Origin of the sequence: Mycoplasma phocimorsus (assembly GCF_030077875.1) — a bacterium.
Classification (GTDB): Bacteria; Bacillota_I; Bacilli_A; order Mycoplasmatales; family Metamycoplasmataceae; genus Mycoplasma_H; species Mycoplasma_H phocimorsus.
Genome location: NZ_JASEJT010000007.1, coordinates 47819 through 74753 on the forward strand (window position 1 = coordinate 47819; position 26935 = coordinate 74753).

Consider the following 26935-nt stretch of genomic DNA (forward strand, 5'->3'; position numbering starts at 1 on the left):
CTAAATCCAAATTTAAATATACATAAGATTAACTAATAGTTAATCATTTAATTTTAATATATCTACTGTTGAATTAAAGTACTCATATATTTCTGTTTCAAAGTTCTTTTTTAGATTTTTAAACTCTTTTGAGAAACTTGATTTTTTCTCTTTAAAGAAAGATGAAATTGTATAAGGATCAAGATTGATTTCGCCTTTTTTAAAACAGTTTTCATAAACATTTCTAAATTTTACTCCATCAAGATTATATTTTTCAATTAGTTCATCAATTTTTATATTATGATCATTTTTTGAAAATTCAACAAACTCTTTAATAAATACTGAACTGATTGCTGCCATTTCTCATCTTTGTTCTCCAGTGTAATAATCTGAATTGAAGAAAATTAAAAAACTTCTTATCTTATCAGCTTTTAAGTGTTCAACATTTGAAGATCTTATTGCATTAGTTTGTTCATCAATAGTTTTATAGCTGATGGTATTCGACTTTTCATGCTGAGAATTATTAATAATTATTTCATTAATTGTTTTTCAAATATAATCAATACCAATATCAGTTGAATCAGCTAAACCATTTTTGAAAGCTAGTGATTCATTAATATTTATTTGTTTGCTTCTTAATGCATTATTTTGTTTTCTATAAAGCTCATTATAAATAGCTTTATAGTTATTAAATTCATAAGGAGTCATTAATCATAACTCTTTATTACTGTATCATTTTTCAAAATTTGTTAAGTAGTTTCTTCTTTCTAAAAGTTGACCAAATATATTAACAAAATGTTTCTTTTGTTCTGGATCTGAATTATTTCATTCACTACATGTTTTAGATCTAACAACTTCAACTATTTCTTTTCAACTTCTTTTAAAATCTTTATGGTCAAAACCATTGTAATAATCTTCAAAATCTTTTATTAATACTTGTTCGTCATGATTTTCACCACAAAATAGTCTTATAGCTTCTTTTAAATCGCTTTTTACTCTTGGTACAAATGAAACAATATTACCAAAAGGTTTTGCAGCATCATATATTCTATTTGTTCTTGATATTGCTTGAATTAATGAATGATATTTAAGCGGTTTATCTAATCATAAAGTATTCAGTTTAACAGCATCAAATCCTGTTAAATACATATTAACTACTAATAGAATATCAATTCTATCTTTTTTTTCTTCTTTTATATTACCAAGTCTACGAGAAATATCATTATTATAATCAGCAAATGCTGAAGCATTGTCAATTGAAAATTTTGTTCCAAACTGTTCATTATAATCTTTTACAATTCTTGCTAATACTTGTTTATCACTTTCTGATAAATTATCAAATCCTGATATTGCTTCAGTATTAATATCATTAGATAATATTTGAAAATCATTTTCATTAGTTTTATTAGGTTCATAACTAAAAATAGCTGCTATTTTTAGTTTCTTTAATGGATCTATATCTTTTTGTTGTTCTTTAAATTCATCATAATATCTTCTTAAGGTATCAATAGAATAAGAAGCAAAAATAGAATTAAATCTTCCACCTACTGTTTTATTTTCAAAATTTTTTAGAATGTATTCAACATTCTTTCTTATTCTTTCAGGCGCATTCCAAATTGCATCTGTATTAATAGAATGTTTAGTAGTTTCTTCTGATTGTTCTTCTTGATCTTTTAATCCTATTAAACCAGCAATTTCTAAATTAAATTTTAATACATTCTCATCATTAATAGCTTGAGCCATTGAGTATTTATGTAAAATATTACCAAAAATTTCTTCTGTTGTATTTTGTCTGGTTGAACTGGAATTAATTTCAATTTTAGAGATATCAGCAGTGCCTTTTGTACTATTTATTTTAAAAATAGGTGTTCCTGTAAAACCAAAAATTAAACTATTATCAAACGATCTGATAATATACTCATGTTGTGTTCCAAATTGAGAACGATGACATTCATCAAAAATGAAAATCATTCTTAAGTTTTGTTTTTTAATTGATTGATCTTTTACTAATTTTGCTAATTTCTGAATTGTGGTAACAATCAACTTATCATTATCTTTTTTTAGAAGCTTATTCTTTAAATCATTTGTTGAATCCGGTGAAACAGCACTTTCTTTTTTAAATTTATTAAAACTTTTAAAAGTCTGGACATTTAAATCTCTTCTATCAACAATAAATAAAACTTTATCAATTATTTGATATTTATTGTTGATATTTTGTGTTATAAGAGTTGCAACTTTAAAAGAGGTTAGAGTTTTACCTGAACCAGTTGTATGTCAAACATAACCACCTGTTAAATTCTTTTTTCTAGAATCAAATAAGGTCGGATCTTCAATAGCCTGATCTACTTTAGCTAATATTGATTCAGTTGCCGCAATTTGATATGGTCTCATTACTTTTAAAACATTATCTGAATCAAAAACACAATATTTAACTATTATGCTAAATATAGTGTTTTTTTGAAGAAAGGTATTAGCAAAATCAATAATATCGCTAATTTTGCGGTTTTGTCTATCTGTTCAAAAAGAGGTATATTTAAAATTGTCAGAAAAAACTTTGACCTTTTTAGAAGTATTAGTTTGGAAATTATCAACAGCTATTTCTCTAACACTGTTTGCAAAGTACTTAGTAAATGTACCATTAGAAATAATGAAAATCTGAACAAATTGAAATATTTTTGATTCTTCTCCACTTGAAAAAGATTCAAATTCATATCTTCTTATTTGACCAAAAGCTTTTTCAATTTCTTGACCGCGTTTTTTTAGTTCAATATGAACTAAAGGAAGACCATTAATAAGAATTGTTACATCATATCTATTTTTAGTTTTACTATTATTTGCTTCATATTGATTAATAACTTCAAAGAAGTTATTATCTAAATTTTCTTTATCAAATAAATTGATATTTTTAGAAGTGCCATTTATATTTAGATTATATAAACTATTTCCTTGAATAATATCCGTCTTATCAGTAAGTATGGAATTTCTTTTAAACAATCATTTATCTTTTAACTCATTTCAATCTTTATCGCTCAATTTAACATTATTAATCTTTTCGATTTTCTCTCTTAAATTGTTAATTAATGATTCTTTGTTTTTAATATCGTTACGATATATATAACCATTTTTAACAAGTCTATTAATTAAGTCTTTTTCCATTGCTTCTTCTGATTCGGAGAAAGGGACATTTCCTTGAGGAATAATTGATTGATAATTATCTAGAATAATTGGTTCATATTTTCTTTTTTGTTCCATATTTGCCTCTTTTTTATTAGTTAAACTCTAATAATTTTTTTAAATAGTATTGATATTGAGTTTCTCTTAACTCAATATCTTTTGGTAGTAGTCCGGTTACTTGTTTTGTGTAATCATCAAATTTATCAAGTAAATTGATTAAACAGTTTTGAATAATAGGATTAAAATAAGTTATTTTAAAGTTTTGAATATTACTTAATTTGATAAATGGAATTACACCACCTACAATAACATCTTTAATGCTTTCTTTAAAGAATGCTTCAAAGAAATATTTAGCATATTTCATATTAATTAAATCTGTTTTTCTCGTTAATACATATGTTCATTGATATGCATTAAATTTACCTTTATAGTAATTAATATGTCCAAAATTTCCATTACCAGCAATTAAAATAGCTTCCGAATCAAAAGCATGCGTGTTGATTCTTTTAGGATTTTCATTACATGTGAAAAATGGAAATTTACCATCTTTTTCTTCGGCATTTGCTTTTAATATACCTGTTTGAATCTTAAATAAAACAGAAGAAAATATTTTTCTTTCAAAAAATAGATTAAGTTCTTGGATCGCAAGAGCTATCTCTCTCTTGTGAAGTCTAATAATCTATTTAGATAATATTGATGTTGAATCTCACGAAACTGTACTTCTTGAGGTAATAAACCTTGAATGTTTTGTGAATATTCTTGTAATTTGTCTAATAAATTAGTAATTGTGTTTTGAATTTCGATAGGAGGGATGGGTATTGAAAAATTCTTAAGAGATTCTCTTCTAAGAGAAGGTAAAATTTGACCTTGTTTTAATGAATTTATTGTTGGTTCATTTATTTTTAAAATATAAAAAAGGAATTTCTGTGATACTTTGCTTTCATCTATTGTATTAAGAATATAAGAGTGGGCACCAGCTCAAAAATCAGTTTCCATATATTGAGCAAATCCAGCAGTAGGTCCGCCTTGTATAACAGTTATACAACCTTTTTTATAATTGAATTTATCTCAATATCCTGTTGGTTTCACTCCACCATTTATAACAGGATATTTACCTGTTTGAGATAGCAAATTCTTATTAACTTGTTTACTAATTTCAATTATAGAAACTTCACCAATAGTCTTATATTCTGTTTTACTTATTTGTGAAATTTGCTCTTTTAATAGTTCATTATTAAATGGAATTTTAGAATCAACACTATTAAGTAATAGCGAACTAATCGCAAGAGCTATCTCTCTCTCTCTCTCTTGTAAAGTCTAATAATCTATTTAGATAATATTGATATTGAGTCTCACGAAGCTGTGCTTCTTGAGGCAATAATCCTTGAATGTTTTGTGAATATTCTTGTAATTTATCTAATAAATTAGTAATTGTGTTTTGGATTTCAATAGGAGGAATGGGGATGATAATATCTCTTACATTATTTGCTCAAAATTTCTGCATTCCACCAACTCCTTTAACATGAGCCTTAGAAACCATGTTAAAAATCAATGCTAAAAATTTTTCTGAAATCAGCATATTATCTTTTGATTTTAAAACACCACAATTTTTATTTACACTGAACTTACCATTTCTATATGTTGCCTCACCCGCTTTACCTGCTGTTGTTCAAGTTACATATTCTCCATCATAATCATAATGGTTAATTCTGCCTAATTCACCATTATTCAATGTGGCGCTTGAATAGACTGGATATTCTCCTTTGTTGCTTTCAACATATCTTTTGTCGTATATTCCTTTGCCTACAAAAATATCACAAACATCTTTTATAGTCTTATATTCTGTCTTTTTAATTTCTTGTTCTAAGTAATTAGGAAGAAGCTTTTTAAGATATTTATTATTTGATAAATTATCAATATTTAATAATTCACTACGATAATAATTGTATTGTTCACTCCTTGCTTTTAGCTCCGCTTTTAGCTCCGCTTTTAGGATATCGAATTTATCCAAAATTCGAGCAATTTTTTCTTGGATTTCAATAGGTGGGACGGGGATTACAATATCACTAACCATTACTGTATTTAATTTGTGATATCCTTTTTTTGTTCCTTTAATATAGTTATGTGAAACTTTATTAAATACTGCAGTTAAATATTTGTAATTTAAAATATTTGTATCTTTTATTTTTAAAACACCACACAAAATTGTTGCACTGAATTTCGCATTTCTATAAAATGCTGCTCCAGCATATCCATCAGCAGTTCAAGTCATATATTCGCCATCAAAATCATATGTATCAATTCTTCCAAATTCTCCATTATTAAATGTGGCACTTGAATAAACAGGATATTCTCCAACGTGAATATTTACATAATGTTTAGAATAAGATTTGCCTCTATATATATGGCACAACTCGCCAATAGTCTTATATTCAATCTTATCTTGTTCAACTAGCTCATCAATAAGTTTAAAAATATTTTTACTCATCTTCTAACTCCTTAACAATATCTGAAATTTCATTTCTTAAAGTTTGAATGTTTGTAGCTAATTCTTCAAGTTGAGCATTTAATTTTTTAATATCAATTTTTTCGGAATTATCAACTTTAGGAATATAAGTGTTTACTGATAATAAATAATTTCTTTTGATAATTTCTTTTTTAGTTACTAATTTAGAAATACCTTCAATATCTTTTCTTTCTTTTAAAAGAGTAATAATGTTTTGAATATTTTCAGGGCTTAATTTATTATTTTTACCTTCTTTAACAAATTCATTAGCAGCATTAATAAATAAAACATCTGAATCTAATTTGTTTTTTCTGAATACAATAATGATTGTTGAAGTACTTGTTCCAAAAAACATATTTGAAGGTAATTGAATAATAGCTTCAATCATGTTTTCTTTAACAAGTTTTTCTCTAATGGCTTGTTCTTTTCTATCACGTTCTAAAATACCTGGAAATTCAACAATAGCCATTGTTCCGTTTTTTTCTAGCGAATAAAGAGAATGAATGATGAAAGCAAAATCACCACGTTTCTTTTCATTAGGAAGTGGTCAGTTAATAAAACGCTCATCGGTTTCTAATTCAGGATTGTTTTTAGTATCAAAAGTTTGAGAAAATGGCGGATTAGAAACAATAGCTTCAAACTTAACATCAATGTGTTTAGGGTCTTTTAAAGTATCTCCTCATTTAATATTAAATTTTTGACGAGAGATGTTGTGTAAAATCATATTCATTCTGCCCATGTTGTAAGCATTTGCTTCAATCTCTTGTCCATAAAATTTATCTACTACAGAAGATGAGTTTTTTAGAAGTTTAACTAATTTAAGAAGTAAAGAACCTGAACCACAAGTTGGATCATAAGCATTTTTAATATTTTGTTTTTGTCTTTTATCTTTAGAATTAAAATCAATTAAAACAATATTAGCAAGGAGCTCACCAACTTCTTGAGGTGTAAAAAACTGTCCTCCGGTTGATCCAGATTCAGCTGCTATTTTTGACATTAAAAATTCATAAATGTCACCAAGAATATCAATCTTGCTTTCATTAATATCATTAAGCGGGAAGTTAGCAATACCATTAAGTATTTTTCTTAATACTCTATTTCTTTCAACTACGCTATTACCTAGTTTGTCATTATTTAAATTAATAGATTTAAATATACCACTCAAATCTTCTAATTCAATATTGACATTTGCTTTGATTTGGTCATATTCTTTAAAACTATCTTCAATCTGTGCAAAAGCATTAGCTAATTTTTCATTTAAATTTTCATCATTAGATGATTTCAATATATTTTCATATAAGTTATTTGGTTCAATAAAATAACTTAAATTTCCCATAACATCGTATTTAATTTCATAAGATGCTTCATCATTTATATCAAAATTGAAATCTTCATATTTACCTTTAAACGGTTTTTCATCTTCAGTATCAATCTTAGCCATTTCAACATTAATAAACATCTTTAAATTTTCTGATAAATATCTGTAAAAAATAAAACCTAAAATATAATCTTTTGAGTCTCAAACATTCATTGAACCTCTTATTTCGTTGGCTATTTTTCACACTTCACTATGCAATTTTGCTCTTTGTAAATCTCTATTCTCCATTATTCTCCTGATTCTATAACCTTAATATTATTAATATTATAACATATTAATAATTAAGGAAATCGTGCCAATAACTATTATTAAAAAGATAAAAAATTGCAAAAGAAATAAGTTGTGGTATTTGTGGATAATACCTAAAAGAGGATAACAAAAACTCAAGCAGGCTTTATTGCTTGAGTTTTAGTATTAATAAAAATTTATTCTTTGAATAATAACTATTTTTAATCAGGTTTATAGTTATGAGTTAATACTCTATGACCTTCTTCAGTAACAAGAACATCATCCTCGTTTCTTGCTCCACCTAAACCTTCTATATAAATTCCTGGTTCAACAGTAATAACCATTCCTGGTTGCAATATAGTATTTGATCTAGTACCAACAGAAGGAAATTCGTGAACATCAATACCTAAACCATGACCTGTTGAATGAACAAAATATTGTCCATATCCTTTTTCTTGAATATAATCACGACATATTTTGTCAATTTGTGCAGTTGAAACTCCTGGTTTAACCGCCGCTCTACCTAAAGCTGCTGATTCTTCAACTATTTGAAGAATTTCAACTAATTTTGGATCTGTAGCATTTTCGTTTCCGCCAAAAATGTGAGTTCTAGTTACATCAGCACAATAACCTTTATAAAGAGCACCAAAATCAATTTTAACGATGTCACCGAATTTAAGTTTTCTATCAGTAGGGTGGTGATGAGGTTCTGCTGCATTTTCACCAAAAGCGATGATGTTGTCAAAACTTTCTTTATCAGCGCCTTCTTGTTTTAAGTAGTAGTTTAATTCGTGATCAACTTCTTTTTCACTAACACCCTCTTTAAGTCAATCTTTAACCCTATAATATGCTTTCATTGAAATATCAATAGCTTCTTGCATTAGTTTAATTTCATCTTCATCTTTTAAGATTCTTAAATCTTGTCCACTAACATATCCTACTTCAACATTTTCGTTTGCTAAAGTTATTAAACTTTTTAAACGATCATGAACTTCGACAGTTACATAATCCTTTTCAAAAGCAACTTTAGAATATTTTTTTTCTAAAAAGAATTTTTTTAGTGAGTCAGCAACTAATAATTTAACTTCTACATTTTTAGCATTATTTTGTGCATATTCAATATATCTACCATCAACAAATAAATATGCTTTTTCTTTTTCTATTATTATATATCCATCAGAAGTAGCTACTTGTGAATATCATAATCTTGTTTGTGGTGCTTCAGATATAATTGCATCATAATTATATTCTTTAAAAACATCATTTAAAACTTTACGTTGCATAAGTTCCTTTCTATAAGAAAAAACAAAGAAATTATTTTTTTTCTTTGTGATTTACATGTTTTTGGCATTTTTTACAGTATTTTGATAACTCTATTTTTTCTGTTTGAGTTTTTTTATTTTTCTTACTAATGTAATTTTCATCTTTACATGCTGTACATTGTAAAGTATATCCTTCTCTTGGCATAAATCCTCCTAAACTTTTTTAAAAGTATATAAATAAAATATACTATTTATTATAAATTATTTTAAAAAATTCAAAACATTTTATTTTAATGAATCATTTGATTTTATCTTTTAAAATACTGAAAAATTAATAATTATTTGTATAATTTTCAATATGTCTAAAACGCTAAAATATTCTATTGAAGAGCAATTTAATGAAGAGGCGAGAAAACTAATTGAATATTTTACTAAAAATAAAATTAACTCAATAGTAGAAGGTTTTTCTTTTATAAAATCAATAAAAGAAAACTTCATAATTTTTGATCTTTCAGAAAGTTCATTATCTCAAACGCAGAAGCTTTATTTAAAAGAAAAAAAGCATTTTAAAAATTTAATTAAAATTATAAAAAAAGATTTATTTTTAATTTATTTTAATAACTTTATCGAAATAACGCTAAATGATATAGAAAAAATTCAGCAAAATAATATTTTTAATTTTAAAATTATTGAACAAACAAAATTTGAAGTTATTGTTGATAATATTATTAAGAATGAAGAAAATTTCAGTGGGTCTTGTGTTTTTGATTTATCCTATATTTGAAATCAATTTTTTAAAAATAATCAACAACAAGATTATTCAAAATTTATTAAAAAAATCAAAAAGTCGATAGAAAACAAACGAATATTAATTTTAAAAAATAATTGAATAATTCGTTTCGAAATGTATAATGAGCTTGAAAATATAGCGAAATCATTAAAGAAAATTTCACAGCAAACTAATATTAAATTACCAATTAGCTATGATCTACTTTCCAAATTTGATTATGAAAAGAAAAATGCGATTGAATTAATTAATAATAATAATATTTCAATAATTTATGGAAATGCAGGAACTGGGAAATCAAAAATTATTGAAATATATACTGCTATTCTTAATGAAAATGAATTTGATAATTTTGCCATTTTAACCCCAACAGGAAGAAGTGCTAGAAATTTAAAAGCAAAAATTCAAAATGAATATGGAATTGTTCCATACTTTATTAAAACTATTCATTCTTTCTTGGGTGTATATGACAATTTAAATAGAAATATTAGATATAACTATGAAATGTTAAAACAAATTAATATTGTTATTATTGATGAATTTAGTATGGTAAATATTCACCTTTTAAATAAATTATTTCAAGATCTAGAAAATTTAAAAAAAATTATTTTTGTTGGTGATAGTAAACAATTGCCGGCAATTGGTCCTGGAGATTTATTAAATGATTTTATTAATTTTGATAAATTTGCAAGCTTTGAATTAACTAATAATTATCGTTTAACTATTGAAAATAATTTGACACAAATTATTAAAAATGTTATTCAAAATAAAATACCATATGATAATAATATAATTTTTACTAATCAAATGGTAAAAGATGTTGGTAATTTATATCTTCAAAAAATTCAAGAATATAATCAAGATAATGTAATTATTATAGGGCCTACATGAAAAGGCGCTAAAGGACTTGATGTTTTAAATAACTATATTCAATCAAAGCTTACACAAAATAATAAAATAGTTTATGAATCTAAATTTATTAATAATAATATTAATATGAGACCAAGATTTTTTATTGGTGATAAAGTAATGATTATTAAAAATCTTGCAAATGGTTTATGTAATGGCGATATTGGATATATCAAGAATTTTATAAATAATAAGATTTATGTCAAATTTGTTGATGAAAAAAATGAATACGCTTTTGAAGCAAATGAATTTGCTTCACTATTCAAACTTTCTTATGCAACAAGCGTGCATAAATATCAAGGTAGCGAGGAAGAGTGTGTTATTTTCGTGAATAGTTCGGAACCATATTACAAAATGAGAGATAAAAATCTTGTTTATACAGCGATAACTCGAGCTAAAAAAGAGTTGATTGTTTATGAAGATGTTGATTATGAACATGAGAAGTTATGATACTGGATTTATAAGAATAAAACAAATAGAATAACGTTAATGTCTCAATTTTTAAATAAGTTTTTTGATAAGTAAAAACTAGCTTGTTCAGCTAGTTTTTTTTCAGTTTTATGTTCAAATTTGCTGTGTTTTAAATAACTTTTTTAAGGTAAACTTTTCCTAGAGGAATGGGGGTTTCCTTTTCCTCAAATACTTGAATAATTTTTCCATCTATTTCAATACTATATGAATCTCCTAATAGATAAACATCTAAATAACCATTTTTAAGAACATCATTCAAATTAAATGATTTTGTCTGATTTTCAGCTCCTTCATTAGCTGTTTTTAGAATAATATTAGTTTTATTTGTGTCAGTGACATTCTTTAATATAGTAGTGTATTTTCCATTTCCTTCGTTTGTAAGTGTAATATTTGCATTATCATTTTGATTTGTTCCATTATTAAATGTACCAATTTTGCCACCCTCAAATCCTTCACCAAAACCATATATAGATCAAGATTTTTCTTTATATTTATCTTCATCCACTCGAAATGATAACTCATAATTTTTTGATTCATCTAATAGTCTTTGATGTTCAATAGCTTTATGAATTCCATATCCAACACCACCAAGAGCACCTAAACCAAATAATGAAAGAAAGCCACCAACCAAATATTCTTTAAGACCAAAATTAGAAAAGAGACCAGATAATATTCCAAATTTTCTAGGGTTTGATGTTTTAAAAGTTTGTAATCTAGCTTCTGGAAAAGTCACTGTATTAGAAACAAAGCCTTGTAAATGATTTTTAATATCTTGCTCTAAAGATTCATTTTCTAAATCAACATTTTCAATTATAATTTCTTCATTTAAATTAAGATTATTATATTCTTCAGTAAATTCTTCTTGTAATTTTAATTTTTTATATCCATATGAAAGAACGATTTTATCTAATAATTTTAGCAATTTAATATCTTTATTATTTGAAGAAAGAAAACTTATTTTAGCTTCTTTGAAGCCTTGATATTCTTTTATAAGGTTAGGTTTTAAAACAATGTCGCCAGTTTCTAAAGAAGATATGTTATCTAAGGGAAAGTTATATTTTTCATATACTCAATTAACAAAAATATAACCTTCTTTTGTTTTAGGTATATTTAAATTTGTATTTTGATTGGCCGTATAACTTCTTGTTAAATTGTTAATGTAAATATTGTCAATTTCAGAATAATAAATTGAAAACTGTTTACCAAAATTTTTTGTTGAAATTAATGGTAAGGTAATAATTGGAACACTAATTGTTGCTAATAAAGTTTTAATTTTTTTGTTCATATTTTCTTCTTTTATTAAAAAATAAATTTAGTTTACTCATAATTATAAAATTAATGACTATATAATTTAAAAAATTTTTCAATAAAGAAATTTAGTTGTTATAAAATGGATTATGATAAAAATATTGACACCTAAACTAGGACAAAAAATGGCACTCTTTTATAGAGTGTCTTTTTATGTTACCTGTATATTATAGGAAAAAAATGTCTAGACACTTTACTAAAAAAGAAAAGAAATAATTTTTAAAGAGCATGAGCAATTAGGGACAGCAAGAGCTAAAATGGTAGCCATTAACATTTCTCCCAAGTTAGCTTTTGTCGATAAGCGTAGCTTGACCAGAAGGATTAGAAAGATTGTTTGATATTATAATAAAGGAATGCAAGATTTATTAGTTGAAGGTAAGCGGGGCATAAATAGAAAACCTGGTAGCGGCGCTCCTGGTAAGAAGAAATTGAGAAATAAAAGTACATTGAAAGAAATGAATCCTACTAAAGTTGATAAATTGCTTTCAATCCTTGAAAATAATATTGCTCTTACTAAGGAACAAATGAAATTGATAGTAAGAGATTATAAAAGAAAGTTATCAACAAATGAATTAGCAAAGCTGTTTAATGTTTTTAAAAGAACGCTATTTAGATGAAAAAAGTCAGCAAATGTTGTAAAAACTAAAAATTATGATGATATAGTCATAGATGCTTTTGTTTCATTTAGAAAAGTTTATGGAAGAGTGTGTTTAAGTCAATTTATTGCTAAAAAGTACAATATTTATATAAATTCACGTACTTTAAGTCGTGATATGAACCGTTTAGGTCTAAAATGCGAGATTAGAAGAAAACGTGAAGAACGCAAAAAGAAAGATACAGCTGTTAAAATTGAGAACATTGTAAATAGAGATTACAATGATAAACAAAATTGAAATATCTATGCAACTGATGTTACTTATATTGATGGTACAATTGATTCTAAACAAAATTATGTTTTTTTCTGCAATTATAAGTCATAAAACTAAACAAATTGTTAGTTGAAAAATTTCAACTAGTAACGACTTAAATCTTGTTTTAGATAATGTTAATGACTTATTTAAAATAACAAATGGTAAAAAATTCATTATTCATTCTGATCATGGATTTCAATATACTAACAAAGTATATATTGATAAAATAAGAAATAATAATGGTTAAGTATCGCTTTCAAGAATTGGCAATTCACTTGATAATAGCAAAATTGAATATTGATTCTCAATTTTAAAGTCAGAATATTTAAACAGAATCAATATAAGCAAAATGAGATTAAAAGAACTTAAAAAAGTTATAAGAAATTTCGTAAATTGATACAACAATGAAAGAATTCAAAGTAATTTAGGATGAAAACACCACAACAAGTAGCCGTGGTATAAAGTAAATTTAATGGTGACATTTTTTTGTCCATGTTTATCTATAGTTACTTTTTTTATTCTTTGGACTTGCAATATAAAACTAGTTAAATTAGCTAGTTTTTATCTTAAAATTTTCCTTCTGGAACATAAACAAAACCTTGAACATTTCTTATATGTTGAACATTTATAAAGGCGTTAGGATCAAGTTTATGAATTCGTTTAATCATTCTAGGAACATGCGTAAATAGTGTAATTGATATAGTCATTTTATAATCTTGTTGCGAATATCCAGCTTTTACATCATAAAATACCATTTGGTTAAATGAGCGCTCGTCTTCTAAAATAGCTTTTTTAATTTGTTCAATTTCCTTTGAAATAATTTCAACACGCACAAATTTATAACGTGGATATAGCTTGTTCAAAAAAACAGTAAATACAAAATTTGAAACAAATGTGGCAAAAAAATTGGGTGAGAAATACATGTCTGCTCTAGTTCAAAGTGGAATTGATGTATATTTAAGCAATCCGCTTTCATATAATAAAGTTTCATTCAACCCCATTGAATTTACTTTAGATAATAAAATATTACCAGCAAGATATGAACCAATAAATATTGAAACAATCATAATAGCAAAATTCATATAACCTGCTATTTGTGCAAATGATTTGTGTTTAGCTCTTGAATAAATTTCACCAATAATACCGCTAACTCCAGCAGTACCACCTAAAATTCCAATAATAGCAAATGAAATTGCTAATACTAATCCATATAAAATAGCATAAACAACCATTAAAATTGTTTCCCCGCCATCAGATCAAGTGATTGGTAAAATACTTAAAACCTTTGAAGGAGTTGAAAGAGAAGAATTTCCTACTTTTGAAATTTCTCCAAATGGTAATCAATTAGATAGCCCGTATTTATTTAAAAAAATACCAATACTATTAGCAACTAATGTGCCAATTACTAAAAAAACAACCGAAATAAATGTAAATTCTTTACCTAATTTTTTATAACTTAATATAAATAATGGAATTGAAATAATAATATATAACGATCAAAATAATATTTCATATAAAATTCGCAATTGGTCTGGCGTAATGTTAATATTGCTATTTCATAATAATGCCATTGTTAGCTTGGCAATTCCTTGTCCAATTGCTGCAATACCAAAATCATAAATTCCTGTGCTACCAACTAAAAATACTCTAGTAGTGCCATAAATAATTCCTAAAATTGTTGAAATAAATAATATAAATCATAATTTTCTAGGTTTGTACAAAAAAGATAATTTTAATGCAAAGTTAGAAATATAATTTCTTTTATATTTTGTATTTAAACGAAGAATAGCTTTACGGTGTTTTGGTGGTTGTGATAATTTTTTATATTTATCTTGTGCTTTTTTAAGTCTATTGTATTTTATGCAATAATAAATTTCTATTAAATTTTTGTTTTCTTTATTTCTCAATAATTTATATTTTTCAATCATTAAATCAGTAATTTTTTTAATGTGCTCATATTTTTCGCGATATTTAATATTTTTTCTTGAAAGGGGGGATTTTTTTTCAGCAGAAGAAATATTCTCTTTTTGTGTTTTAATTTCATTGATTAAAAAATTATCATTTTTTTCTTTTTGAAAACTTTTTTCTACTTTTTTTTCATTTATTTCTTCCATATTAACCTCTCTCTGCCAATAAATACAAATTCTCTATGCAATATTATTATATACCTATTAAATGTATTATTATTGATAAAAAAGATTAAGAAAAAGCATTTAAATAAAGAATTTTTCTCTATTTAAATGCTTTTTAAAATGACATTAACTTTAAACTCTAAACAGATTTTTTAATTTTTTGAGTCTTTTTAGTTTTAACTATTGTAAATATTACAGAACCAATTAAAGTAATAATCATTAAAGTAGCTCCAACTACTAAACCTCAAGTTCTAAAAACACCTTCATATAACTTTGTTCCTAATGTAGAAGTATTAGATAATAATCTTGTAACAATAAAATCATCAAATGAAAAGAAAATTGAAATTGTTGAAGAAAAGATAATTGATGGAATCATATGTGTTAAATATAATTTGAATCATGATCTTATTTTTGAATAACCTAAATCTTGAGATGCTTCAAATTGATTTTTATTAAATTTTTCAGAAGCTGGATACATGATAGAAATACAGTAAGGAAGCGAAATAATCACATGTCCAAAAATTGCTCTTAACATTCCTTCTGATTTATAACTTAAAGTAATTCCCATTGCACTAAAAGTGATAATTAATGATATGGCGGTTATAACTTCAGGATTAATTAAAGGAATATTATATGTTGTTTTTACAACTGTTTCTGGAAGTTTGTTTTTTTGTCTTCATAAAGCGAAAACTGTTATTAGTGAAAGTGGAATAACTATTAAAATAACACTAATAGCAATAATTACCGAGTTAATTAAAGCTATGTCTCTTGATTCATTAAAAAATGTTGTTCAATTTGAAATAGTAAATCCATTTCATGATGTTGGAACATATCCTTTATCTGTCGGTTTATTAAATGAGAAGATTAATGCAAATATTAACGGAATATATGTTAAAACTAAAATTAATATAATAAAAGAATTACGAAACGCTTTATTAATTTTACTCATATCTTCTCCCTCTAAATTTGCTTATTAACTTAGGAATTAAATATAAAATAATAGAAATACCAAAAATAACTAAAGTAATTAAAATAACTAAGGTAGAGGCAATTGATAAATCAAGTTTTATTCCTGGATTAGCATATTGATTAATTAAATTTCCAACTGTTTTAAGAGCATTAGGATTTGACACTAATTTATCTGAAATTACAATTGAAGTTGCTGAAGAAATAAATACTAAGGTTATCCCTGAAATTATTGCTTTAAAACAGTAAGGTATAACAACATTAAACATTGTTCTAAATTTTGAGTAACCTAAATCTTGAGATGCTTCAACAATATTTCTTGGCATATCTTTCAATACAACATAAAGCGGCATAATCATAAATGGCAAGTTAAGATAAACAAGCCCGACTATCATAAATCACATCGCATTTGTATTACTATCATTATATAAAAATGTTAAAAAAAGACCTCTAATAGCAAAAATTTTGGCAATTGTAAAAATTAATAAAGGGCTAATTATTAAACACATTGTCAAAGTGGTAAAAATTTTATTTTTTGATGTCGCAATAATATAAGCAAATGGAAAAGCAATAATTAATGAAATAATACATGTTGATATTCCTAAAATAATTGATCTTTGAATAATTACTCATGTTTTCCATTCAGTAACAATTGTTAATGATGAAGAATTTGCACTATTATTACTAAATGCTTCAACAATAATTAAAATAATTGGCAATACTATAAATAATATGGCAATAATTAAATAAGGAATTAAAAGTGATGCTCTTAAATTGAACTGAAAAATTGATTTAATTTTCTCTTTCATCTTTTTTCTCTTTTTTCATTAAGTGAATTGAGTCTAATGTTCAATCTAAGAAAATTATTGTTCCAACTTCGTAATGCTTAGTAGTTTCAACATACATAATAAAATCTTTAGAAATTTCTACTGTTGTAAAGTAGTAACTTCCTCTATAAATATTTTTAATAACTTTTCCTTTTAATTTGCCCTTATGTTCATGGATATCAATATCTTCAGGTCTAATTAATACATCAACTTCTTCATTTTCTTTAAATTCATTATGAATTGTTTTAAATTGATGTTTATTAATTTCTACAAGTTTATTACCTAAAAATCTACCATTCATAATATTTGAGTCGCCAATAAATTCTGCTACTCATTTATTGATTGGATAATCATAAATATTTTTTGGTGAATCATATTGTTCAATTCTGCCATCACGAATAATTGCTACTTTATCAGATAATTCTAATGCTTCATCCTGATCATGAGTAATGAAAATAAAAGTTAATTTTAGTTCTTTTTGAATATTTTTAAGTAAAACTTGCATTTTAACACGAATTTTTGCATCAAGAGCACTAAGCGGCTCGTCAAGTAGTAAAATACTTGGTTCAATAACTAAACTTCTAGCTAAAGCTACACGTTGCCTCATTCCACCTGATAACTCACTAATAAAGGCTTTTTCGTTTCCTTGTAAACCTACGAGATTAATCATTTTAGTAATTTTTTCTTTAATCTCTTCTTTAGTTAATTTTCTTTTTAAATGAATATTTTCAAAATTCTTTGTTTTAAGATCAACATAAGTTTCTCAATAAGAATATTTAAAATCAATATCATCAAGCTTATTTTGAAGACGATGATACTTAGGACTTCCTTCTTCAACAAAACTTTGTGCCGTTTCTAACTTTTCAATAAGTAAATCCAATTCCTTCATCTTTAAAGTTGCTTTTTTGGTTCACTGTTTTTTATTGTATTCAAGCTTATCTTTCACATTTTGCGAAATATTTTCTTTAAATATTCTTTTTAAGTGTAATCCATACATAATATTTGATTCAACATTTAAATGTGGAAATAATGCATAATCTTGAAAAATTGTCGAAAGATCTCTTTTGTGAGGTTCTAGATCTTTAATATCTTTATTATTAAATAAAATTTCTCCTCTTGTTGCTCATTCAAACCCAGCAATTAATCTTAAAATTGTAGTTTTACCAGAACCACTAGGTCCAAGTAAGGTTACAAAATCACCCTTTTTAATATCTAAATTAATACTTTTTAATACTTTTTTATTTTCAAATTCTTTAACAACATCAACTAATTCAATGATGCTTTTATTTTTTTTCATATTTACCTACTATTTATATTTTATTATGTTTTATATCTTCAATAACTTTAGATAATCCTCCAGATTTAAAAGAATAAGGAGCAACAACATCAGCTAATGCTTTTACACTTTTACTTGCATTATACATAACTATTAATTTACCAATTTTATTCTTTGTTGTACTATCATTCATTGAATCTCCAATATGAAATGAATGAGAAGGATTTACTCCAAGTTGCTCACACATATATAATTCAGCATAACCTTTTTGTGCATCTATATGCGTAACTTCCATATAATTTTTATGTGTATTTAAAGCTATAATATCTTTAAAATTATTATTTATATATTCAACTGCTTTTTTAATTTTGTTCTTATTTATTGAAAAGAACATAATCTTATTAATATCAGAATTGATAGCCATACTTTTGTAGCTATATGTTTTTTTATAAGTAAAAAATTTTATTAAAAATCTAAATCAAGAACTCTTAACATAAATTTTATCCATATCAGAATTTATAATGATATTAAGATCATGTTCTTTTGCATAATCAATAATTTGTTTAGCTTTTGACTTTTCAATGACTAAATTTTTAACTAATATATCATCAATCACTATTCCTGCGCCGTTTCAAAAAATATAATTTTTTGAACCTATAGATTTTACAATTCTTTTAAGCTTTTTATTATTTGCTCTTCCTGTGCTAATAATTACTTCATAATTATCCGGAAGATTTTTTATTGATGATATATTCTTGATGGACATTGCATTAAAATTATTAAATATGCCTTTTTCGATTTTTTTATCAAGAGCAGTACCATCTAAATCAATAAATATAATTTTTTTAATCATAAAAAATATTATATAGTATCTTTTTTTTAATATAATTTTTATTAATTGAAAGGAATTTTAAATGAAAAATATAAATTTAAAAAATATTAAAAATGTGCAACAATTATGAAATGAAAATCATATAAGTTTTAGGAAGTGAATGTATGCGGCTATTTCCTCAATTATATTTCTTTCTTTCTTATTTTTAATTCAATTGCTAATTAATATCATTTTTAAAGATTTAATAATAAACACTATTCAAAAAAATGCTGAAGAAATTATTAACAATAATGCTAAGCAAGGATCTATACCAACTAATGAATTGATTTTAGCTAAATTATTAGTTCAACCCTTATTATTATCAATAATATCAATATGAACTGCAGTATTATTTGTTTTATCATTTATTAGTGGAGAAAAAAATAAAACATATGAAAAAATTTCTGGTGGGGTAAATTTATTTACTTTAATAATGACTTTTTTTTCTATTTATCAAATTATTTTTTCAAGTGTTATATTGATTTCTAATAGTTCTTCTAATAATTCTTCAATTTTATTGATTATTCAAACACCAACATATATTGTATATTTAACAACACCTTTTTTATGGGGTTTTGTAATAAGAAACATAACAATTATTAAACGTTCATTTATTAGTGTTAGAAATATCGAACAAATGCAACAACTAATGAAGGATGAAAATATTAAAAAAATTTTTAATATGTTTAATATTAATATTGATGAGAATACAAAAAATGATGTTTCTGATGAATCAAAAGATTCTACACAAAATAGCTCACAAAATCATAAAGCTGAAGAAGTTAAAAAAGTTGATCCTATTTTAAACAAATTAGAAACATTAACAGATGAACAATTAGCTTCTATGGCAGAAAAATTAAATATTTATGATTTTGCTAATCTTTCTAGAGAAGAATTAATTAAAAAAATATATGAAAATATTAAAAAGTAAGACACAAGAGTATGTCTTACTTTTTAAACATCTATATTTTTAACATATTTCGCATTTTCTTCAATAAATTCACGACGAGGAAGAACATCTGCGCCCATTAATGTTGAGAATATATTATTTGATTCACTAATGTCATTTATTTGAACTTGTAACATTCTTCTTGTTTGTGGGTCCATTGTTGTCTCTCATAGTTGTTCAGGATCCATTTCTCCAAGACCTTTATAACGCTGTATTACATATTTTTGTTCTTTAAGATGTTGATTAATAATTTGTTCTTTTTGAGTATCTGAATATGCATATCAAATTTGTCTTCCTTTAGATATTTTATATAAAGGGGGTTGTGCTATATACACAAAACCATATTCAATTAATGGTCTAAAATATCTATAAATAAATGTTAAAAGTAATGTTCTGATATGAGCGCCATCAACATCTGCATCTGTCATTATTATTATTTTTTGGTATCTTATTTTATTAATATTGAATTCTTCACCAATACCTGTTCCAATTGCTGTAATTAAAGTTCTGATTTCTTCATTTGCTAAAACTTTATGCAATTGATTCTTTTCAGAATTAATTACTTTACCTCTTAAAGGCAAAATGGCCTGAATTTCTCTATCTCTACCCATCTTTGCACTACCGCCAGCCGAATTACCTTCAACAATATATAATTCAGTTATCTCGGCATTTTTCGAAGAACAATCAGCTAATTTTCCTGGTAATGCCCCAATATCAAATGGTGATTTTTTTCTAGTGGCTTCACGAGCAGCCATTGCTGCTTCTCTACCTTTTTTAGATAAGAGTGCTTTTGCGCAAATTTCTTTTGCTTCTTGAGGATTTTCATTTAAATATCTTTCAAATATTTCACTAAATACAATATTTACAGCTTTTCTTGCATCTTTATTTGCAAGTTTTCCCTTTGTTTGACCCTCAAATAATGGATCAGTATGCTTAATTGAAATAATTGCAGTTAAACCTTCTTTGATATCGTCTCTAGTTAATTTTTCTTTTTCTGTTTTAATTAAATTATTTGTAATTATATAGTTATTTAAAATTCTTAATAAACCATCAAAAAATCCTGTTTCATGAGTCCCGCCTTCAGGAGTAATTATATTATTTGCATATGAAATAATATTACTTTGAAAATTTTCAGCATATTGTAAAGCAACTTCGACTGTTACTGGAATATCATCTTTACCAGGATATTCTCCTTCAGCATAAACGGGGGCGATATTTAAAACTCTTCTATTTTTATTTAGCTCATTAATATAATCAATAATCCCGCCTTCAAAACAAAAACTTTTAAAATAGTTAACTCTTTCATCAGTAACTGAAATTAAAATTCCTTTATTTAAATATGCTATTTGTTTTGCGTGATCTAGAATAATAGATAAATCAAAATCATTATTTTCCATAATTGTAAAATCAGGTTTAAATTTAATAATTGTTCCGGTTGAATTATCATCAACTACACCAATAATTTCTAATGGTTTTAAACTCTTGCCACCATTATTAAATTTAACATAATGAATTTTTCCTTCTCTTTTTACTCATGCTTCAAGTTCTTCACTAAGAGCATTAACTACAGAAGCACCTACACCATGTAATCCTCCAGAAACTTTATAAGTGGTAGAATCAAATTTTCCACCAGCATGTAAAACACTTAAAACAGTTTCAACAGCCGATAATCCTGTTTTAGGATGTTTAGAAACAGGTATGCCTCTACCATTATCTTCAACTGAAACAGAACCATCATTTCCAATTATAATTTTAACTTCTGAAGCAAACCCAGCCATAGCCTCATCTATTGAATTATCAACAATTTCTCAAATTAAATGATGTAATCCTTTTTTTCCTATACTTCCGATGTACATTCCCGGTCTTTTTCTTACTGCTTCAAGGCCTTCTAAAACTTGTATACTGCTTGAATCATATGAACTACTATTTTGTGACATAAATCCCCTTTATAAAATATTAATAATTATATAATAATTATTAAAAAAACCTCTTATTAGCTATATAAATAAGCAATATTTTAATTTTATATGAATATAAAAAGTTATTGTATTTATTAAAGAATAAAATAACTATTTAATAGTAAATATAATAAATATTATTTTTAAAAATGATTAATAATTGCCAGATTAAAATTTACTTATAAAATTGTATAATTTTAATTATGTTAAAAATTAATGAAATAAGACAATTAGATAGTGTTTTAAATTCGCCTGGTATTTATATTTGACTTGATGCTAATCAAGAAATTATGTATATTGGCAAAGCTATAAAACTTAAAAATAGAATGAAACAATATTTTAAAGGTCGTATTAATTCATTTAAAACTGAAACGATGGTTAATAAAATTTATTATTTTTCAGTTATGTATACTAGAAATGAACGTGAAGCTTTGAAACTAGAACAAGAATTAATAAAAAAACATCGACCTAGATACAATATATTATTACTTGATGATCGTAAATATCCATATTTAAACATTAATTACAGTAGCAAAACATTATTATTCAAAAGAATATATCATTCAAAAGATACTGGATTTACATTTGGACCCTTTATTCCTCATGGCGGAATAAAACAGCTAATTGATAATTTATCTTCAAAATATTTATATGAAAATGGTATCAAAATTAAAATTGTAGATGAAAAATACTGAGAGAGTAAATATAATGAAATTATATTTAAACTTAAAAATATTAAAAAATTTAAAACAGAATTAGAAAATAATATTGAAAAATATTCAAATAATCTTGAGTTTGAATTAGCTAATGAAGATAATAAATTACTTGAAACATTAAATTCATTTAACGATGTTCAAAATATAGAAATAAATAAAACAAATAATATTGATGTATTGGCATTTGAAAAAAATGATGATATTTTATATGTTCAAACACTTTATTATAGGGGTGGTATGCAACTTTCTTCAAATTTTATTATAGCTAAAACAGAACTAAATTTTGCAAACTCAATTAATGAATATATATTTAATAATTACTATAATAGTGATACACAGCTTATACTTGATACAAATATAAAAGATATAATTTTAGAAAATTATAAAATAACATTTCCTCAAAGAGGTGAATTAAAAATGGTTTTTGATTTATGTAAATTAAACTTAAGTAATAATATTAAAACATTTATTTCACAACAAAAAACTGCTAAAAATATTCTTTTAATGTTTAATAAACTTCTTAAGATTAAAATTAATAATTTTTTAATATTAGATATTTCTCATACTTCTCAAAAAGATAAAATTGGTGCTATAAACACTTATATTAATGGTATACTTCAAAATAACTTAAATAGATATTTTAAATTAAGTAGCAAATCCAATTCTGACTTTTATTTAATGAAAGAATTAGGCGAAATAATTGCTAAACATCATTTAATATCAAATTGAAATATTGATACAATATTTGTTGATGGTGCAAAGGCTCAAATTAAAGCTATAAAAGAAACTATTAATAATGAAATTAATATTATTGGCATTGTTAAAAATGAATACCACATTGCTAAATATTTAATATTTAAAAATATTCCTATTTTTATAGAAAATTCTAATTTACTTAATTATATTAAAAATATTCAATATAAAGTTGATAAATTAGCAAAAATAAAAATGAATAAAGCAAAAATAAAAAGCTATTTTGTTGATACATTACTAAATATTCCAGGTATAGGTGAAGCTACAGTTAATAAGCTAATTTCCAACTTTTCAACTTATGAAGCTATTGAAAATGCTTCTTTAAATGAGCTTTGCGAATGTGTAGGAAATAAATTTGGTAAAAAAATATATGATTATTTAAAATAAAAAAAAGCAATTGTTTTAGCAATTGCTTTTTTATATGGCAGAGGTTGTAGGAATCGAACCCACACAAGCAGGTTTGGAGTCTGCAGTACTAGCCATTATACTAAACCTCCATTTATTTATTATATCATAAAAAAATAAAAACACCCTATAGGTGTTAATAATTCTTTAAAAACTGAATGCATTAATTATTAATAAATGGTCATTTAAATATCTCAAAAAACTTAAATATATTAAATCTATCGATAAATTAGTAATGGTCAGCTAAATGTATTACTACACTTACACCTCCATCCTATCAACCTCGTAGTCTACAAGGTATCTCAAGGGAATATTCATCTTTGAGGAGGCTTCCCGCTTAGATGCTTTCAGCGGTTATCCTTTCCGTACTTAGCTACCCAGCTGTGCTTCTGGCGAAACAACTGGCACACCAGTGGTACGTCCACTCCGGTCCTCTCGTACTAAGAGCAGCTCTCATCAATATTCCAAACGCCCACATCAGATAGGGACCGAACTGTCTCACGACGTTCTGAACCCAGCTCGCGTACCGCTTTAATGGGCGAACAGCCCAACCCTTGGAAGCGACTTCACCTCCAGGATGCGATGAGCCGACATCGAGGTGCCAAACCTTCCCGTCGATGTGATCTCTTGGGGAAGATAAGCCTGTTATCCCCGGGGTAGCTTTTATCCGTTGAGCGACGGCCTTTCCACGAAGTACCGCCGGATCACTAAGTCCTGCTTTCGCACCTGCTCGACTTGTGGGTCTCGCAGTCAATCACACTTTTACCTTTGCGCTCTACATACGGTTTCTGACCGTATTGAGTGTAACTTTGAACGCCTCCGTTACCTTTTAGGAGGCGACCGCCCCAGTCAAACTACCCACCACGCACTGTCCTCCAACCAGATAATGGTTGCAAGTTAGAAATTCAATTTAATAAGGGTGGTATTTCAAGGATGACTCCAAGTAAACTGGCGTCTACTCTTCATAGTCTCCCACCTATCCTACGCATATTAAACCAAATTTCAATACGAAGTTGTAGTAAAGCTCCACGGGGTCTTTTCGTCTTGATGCGGGTAGCCAGCGTTTTCACTGGCACCATAATTTCACCGAGTCTAGTGTTGAGACAGTTGAGAGATCATTGCGCCTTTCGTGCAGGTCAGTATTTAGCCGACAAGGAATTTCGCTACCTTAGGACCGTTATAGTTACGGCCGCCGTTCACCCGGGCTTCACTTTCTTGCTTCGCAATTGCTAACAAGTCCGCTTAACCTTCGGGCACTGGGCAGGCTTCACCCCCTATACTTCAGCTTGCGCTTTAGCAGAGAGTTGTGTTTTTGATAAACAGTTGCCCCTCACAATTTACTGTGGCCTATTTTAAATAGGCCCCCCTTCTCGCGAACTTACGGGGTTAATTTGCAGAGTTCCTTAACACTAGTTTTCTCGCTCGCCTTAGAATACTCATCTTGGGGACGTGTGTCCGTTCTCGGTACAGGTCACCATTATTTTATAACGTTTAGAAGCTTTTCTTGGAAGTATGAAATCATTTAATTTGGTACTAACTTACGCTTTCCCTATGCATAATAACTCACGGTTAAACAGTGCGGATTTGCCTACACTGACCACTAATTACTTACCCCGGAATCCAATAACCGGTAAAACTATCCTTCTCCGTCACTCCATCACTAATAATAGCAAGTACAGGAATATTAACCTGTTGTCCATCGACTACGCCTGTCGGCCTCGCCTTAGGTCCTGACTAACCCTGGGTGGACGAACCTTGCCCAGGAAACCTTCCCCAATAGGCGTGGGAGATTCTCACTCCCAATCGTTACTCATACCGGCATTCTCACTTCTAAGCGCTCCACCAGTCCTTACGGTCTGACTTCAACGCCCTTAGAACGCTCCTCTAACGCAATTTAATTTTGCCCGCGGCTTCGGTTTCGTGTTTACTCCCGTTACATTATCGGCGCAGGGTCTCTTGACTAGTGAGCTATTACGCACTCTTTAAATGATGGCTGCTTCTAAGCCAACATCCTAGTTGTTTATGAAACCCCACAACCTTTCTGACTTAACACGAATTTGGGACCTTAGCCGGCGATCTGGGTTGTTTCCCTCGCGAGCATCGACGTTATCACCGATGTTCCGACTGCATGACAATACATATTGGTATTCAGAGTTTGATTGTAGTCAGTACAGCTAGGCGCCGCCATTCCACATTCAGTGCTTTACCACCAATACTTAACGTCACACGCTAGCCCTAAAGCTATTTCGAGGAGAACCAGCTATCTCCAGGTTCGATTGGAATTTCACCGCTATTCACAAGTCATCCGGGCACTTTTTAGCGTACTACGGTTCGGCCCTCCACTATGTTTTACCACAGCTTCAGCCTGCTCATGAATAGATCACCTGGTTTCGGGTATATATCAACATACTAAACGCCCTATTAAGACTCGATTTCTCTTCGGCTCCGCTTTTTTCTACTTAGCCTTGCATGTTAACATAACTCGCCGGTCCATACTGCAAGATGTACGCCATCACCCATTAACGGGCTCTGACTAATTGTAAGTAAGTGGTTTCAGAATCTATTTCACTCCCTTTTCAGGGTTCTTTTCACCTTTCCCTCACGGTACTATTTCGCTATCGGTGTCTAGTTAGTATTTAGCCTTACCGGGTGGTCCCGGCAGATTCAGACAGGGTTTCACGTGCCCCGCCCTACTCAGGATTCATTCAAGAGAATTACACATTTCGCTTACGGGAGTATCACCCTCTTTGCTTGCTTTTTCCAAAGCATTCTGCTATATGTAATTTTTGTAACTCTATTTAGAATGTCCTACAACCCCGTCAAAATGACGGTTTGGGCTTTTCCACTTTCGCTCGCCGCTACTAATGGAATCATTATTTATTTTCTTTTCCTCTTGCTACTAAGATGTTTCAATTCACAAGGTATTTCGTACTATTAGCTATGTATTTACTAATAGTCAATTAGAGATTAATCTAATTAGGTTTCCCCATTCGGAAATCCCCGTTTCAAAGCATATTTCCAGCTAAACGAGGCTTATCGCAGGTTATCACGTCCTTCTTCGACTTCTAGACCCAAGGCATCCACCACAAACTCTTACTTATTTAATATTACTCTTACTTATTTCAAGTTGATTAAGTATAGTATTTTCCTATTGTTGTTTTGTTTTTAT

Annotated in this window: 20 protein-coding genes, 1 tRNA gene and 1 rRNA gene; 6 read left to right on the forward strand and 16 right to left on the reverse strand. The window is 27.1% G+C overall.

Annotation, left to right across the window (positions count from 1 at the left end; translation table 4 throughout):
• Positions 1–39: 39 nt before the first annotated feature.
• The 7 genes from QMA87_RS01495 to rpmG all read right to left on the reverse strand — a co-directional run bounded on the left by QMA87_RS01495 (position 40) and on the right by rpmG (position 8732).
• Positions 40–3231: a type I restriction endonuclease subunit R gene (locus QMA87_RS01495; RefSeq protein WP_283833726.1), complete on the reverse strand. Its 3192-nt coding sequence runs from the start codon at positions 3229–3231 to the stop codon at positions 40–42.
• Positions 3232–3247: 16 nt separating this feature from the next.
• Positions 3248–3832 carry a restriction endonuclease subunit S gene (locus QMA87_RS01500; protein WP_347276986.1) on the reverse strand — a complete coding sequence of 195 codons (585 nt, stop codon included), beginning with the start codon at positions 3830–3832 and terminating at the stop codon, positions 3248–3250.
• Complete coding sequence (locus tag QMA87_RS01505) at positions 3805–4467, reverse strand: restriction endonuclease subunit S (RefSeq protein WP_347276987.1); 663 nt, start codon at positions 4465–4467, stop codon at positions 3805–3807. Before QMA87_RS01505 ends, QMA87_RS01500 begins: the two co-directional genes overlap by 28 nt.
• On the reverse strand, positions 4430–5641 hold the full coding sequence (locus QMA87_RS01510) for a restriction endonuclease subunit S (protein WP_283833727.1): 1212 nt from the start codon (positions 5639–5641) through the stop codon (positions 4430–4432). Before QMA87_RS01510 ends, QMA87_RS01505 begins: the two co-directional genes overlap by 38 nt.
• Positions 5634–7265, reverse strand: a complete 1632-nt coding sequence (locus QMA87_RS01515) for a type I restriction-modification system subunit M (protein ID WP_283827441.1) — start codon at positions 7263–7265, stop codon at positions 5634–5636. Before QMA87_RS01515 ends, QMA87_RS01510 begins: the two co-directional genes overlap by 8 nt.
• Before the next feature lie 221 nt (positions 7266–7486).
• Positions 7487–8548 carry an aminopeptidase P family protein gene (locus QMA87_RS01520; protein ID WP_283823744.1) on the reverse strand — a complete coding sequence of 354 codons (1062 nt, stop codon included), beginning with the start codon at positions 8546–8548 and terminating at the stop codon, positions 7487–7489.
• Positions 8549–8579: 31 nt separating this feature from the next.
• A complete protein-coding gene (rpmG, locus tag QMA87_RS01525) occupies positions 8580–8732 on the reverse strand; it encodes a 50S ribosomal protein L33 (RefSeq protein WP_283823743.1) in 153 nt (50 codons plus the stop codon).
• Positions 8733–8885: 153 nt separating this feature from the next.
• On the opposite strand from rpmG, the gene QMA87_RS01530 reads away from it, so the two are divergent.
• Entirely contained in the window at positions 8886–10748 is a 1863-nt protein-coding gene (locus QMA87_RS01530; protein ID WP_283833728.1) for an ATP-dependent DNA helicase, read from the forward strand.
• 55 nt (positions 10749–10803) lie between these two features.
• On the opposite strand, the gene QMA87_RS01535 is transcribed toward QMA87_RS01530, so the two are convergent.
• Positions 10804–11979 (reverse strand): hypothetical protein, encoded by a 1176-nt coding sequence (locus QMA87_RS01535; RefSeq protein WP_283833729.1) that lies wholly within the window; start codon positions 11977–11979, stop codon positions 10804–10806.
• 280 nt (positions 11980–12259) lie between these two features.
• Between QMA87_RS01535 and QMA87_RS01540 the strand changes: the two genes are divergently transcribed.
• From QMA87_RS01540 to QMA87_RS01550, 3 genes are all read left to right on the forward strand, one after another.
• Positions 12260–12982, forward strand: coding sequence for a hypothetical protein (locus QMA87_RS01540; RefSeq protein WP_283833730.1), 723 nt, complete (start codon positions 12260–12262; stop codon positions 12980–12982).
• Positions 12954–13160 (forward strand): hypothetical protein, encoded by a 207-nt coding sequence (locus QMA87_RS01545; protein WP_283823738.1) that lies wholly within the window; start codon positions 12954–12956, stop codon positions 13158–13160. The genes QMA87_RS01540 and QMA87_RS01545 overlap by 29 nt, the downstream gene beginning before the upstream one ends.
• A gap of 102 nt (positions 13161–13262) precedes the next feature.
• Positions 13263–13364: an IS3 family transposase gene (locus tag QMA87_RS01550; protein ID WP_283823737.1), complete on the forward strand. Its 102-nt coding sequence runs from the start codon at positions 13263–13265 to the stop codon at positions 13362–13364.
• A gap of 115 nt (positions 13365–13479) precedes the next feature.
• Here the strand turns inward: QMA87_RS01550 and QMA87_RS01555 are convergent, their stop codons facing one another.
• The 5 genes from QMA87_RS01555 to QMA87_RS01575 form a co-directional block, all read right to left on the reverse strand.
• Entirely contained in the window at positions 13480–15027 is a 1548-nt protein-coding gene (locus QMA87_RS01555) for a DUF2179 domain-containing protein (RefSeq protein WP_283833731.1), read from the reverse strand.
• Between the two features lie 157 nt (positions 15028–15184).
• Entirely contained in the window at positions 15185–15994 is an 810-nt protein-coding gene (locus QMA87_RS01560) for an ABC transporter permease (RefSeq protein ID WP_283823735.1), read from the reverse strand.
• Complete coding sequence (locus tag QMA87_RS01565; RefSeq protein ID WP_283823734.1) at positions 15987–16820, reverse strand: ABC transporter permease; 834 nt, start codon at positions 16818–16820, stop codon at positions 15987–15989. Before QMA87_RS01565 ends, QMA87_RS01560 begins: the two co-directional genes overlap by 8 nt.
• Entirely contained in the window at positions 16804–18135 is a 1332-nt protein-coding gene (locus tag QMA87_RS01570) for an ABC transporter ATP-binding protein (protein WP_283823733.1), read from the reverse strand. The genes QMA87_RS01565 and QMA87_RS01570 overlap by 17 nt, the downstream gene beginning before the upstream one ends.
• 13 nt (positions 18136–18148) lie before the next feature.
• Positions 18149–18967, reverse strand: a complete 819-nt coding sequence (locus QMA87_RS01575; RefSeq protein ID WP_283823732.1) for an HAD hydrolase family protein — start codon at positions 18965–18967, stop codon at positions 18149–18151.
• A gap of 61 nt (positions 18968–19028) precedes the next feature.
• On the opposite strand from QMA87_RS01575, the gene QMA87_RS01580 reads away from it, so the two are divergent.
• Positions 19029–19916, forward strand: coding sequence for a hypothetical protein (locus QMA87_RS01580; protein ID WP_283833732.1), 888 nt, complete (start codon positions 19029–19031; stop codon positions 19914–19916).
• Positions 19917–19939: 23 nt separating this feature from the next.
• On the opposite strand, the gene gyrB is transcribed toward QMA87_RS01580, so the two are convergent.
• Complete coding sequence (gene gyrB / locus QMA87_RS01585) at positions 19940–21871, reverse strand: DNA topoisomerase (ATP-hydrolyzing) subunit B (RefSeq protein ID WP_283823730.1); 1932 nt, start codon at positions 21869–21871, stop codon at positions 19940–19942.
• A gap of 224 nt (positions 21872–22095) precedes the next feature.
• On the opposite strand from gyrB, the gene QMA87_RS01590 reads away from it, so the two are divergent.
• Positions 22096–23748: a GIY-YIG nuclease family protein gene (locus QMA87_RS01590; RefSeq protein ID WP_283833733.1), complete on the forward strand. Its 1653-nt coding sequence runs from the start codon at positions 22096–22098 to the stop codon at positions 23746–23748.
• A gap of 35 nt (positions 23749–23783) precedes the next feature.
• Here QMA87_RS01590 and QMA87_RS01595 read toward each other — a convergent pair.
• A tRNA-Trp gene (locus QMA87_RS01595) sits at positions 23784–23858 on the reverse strand.
• Positions 23859–23974: 116 nt separating this feature from the next.
• A 23S ribosomal RNA gene (locus QMA87_RS01600) occupies positions 23975–26873 on the reverse strand.
• Positions 26874–26935 lie beyond the last annotated feature (62 nt).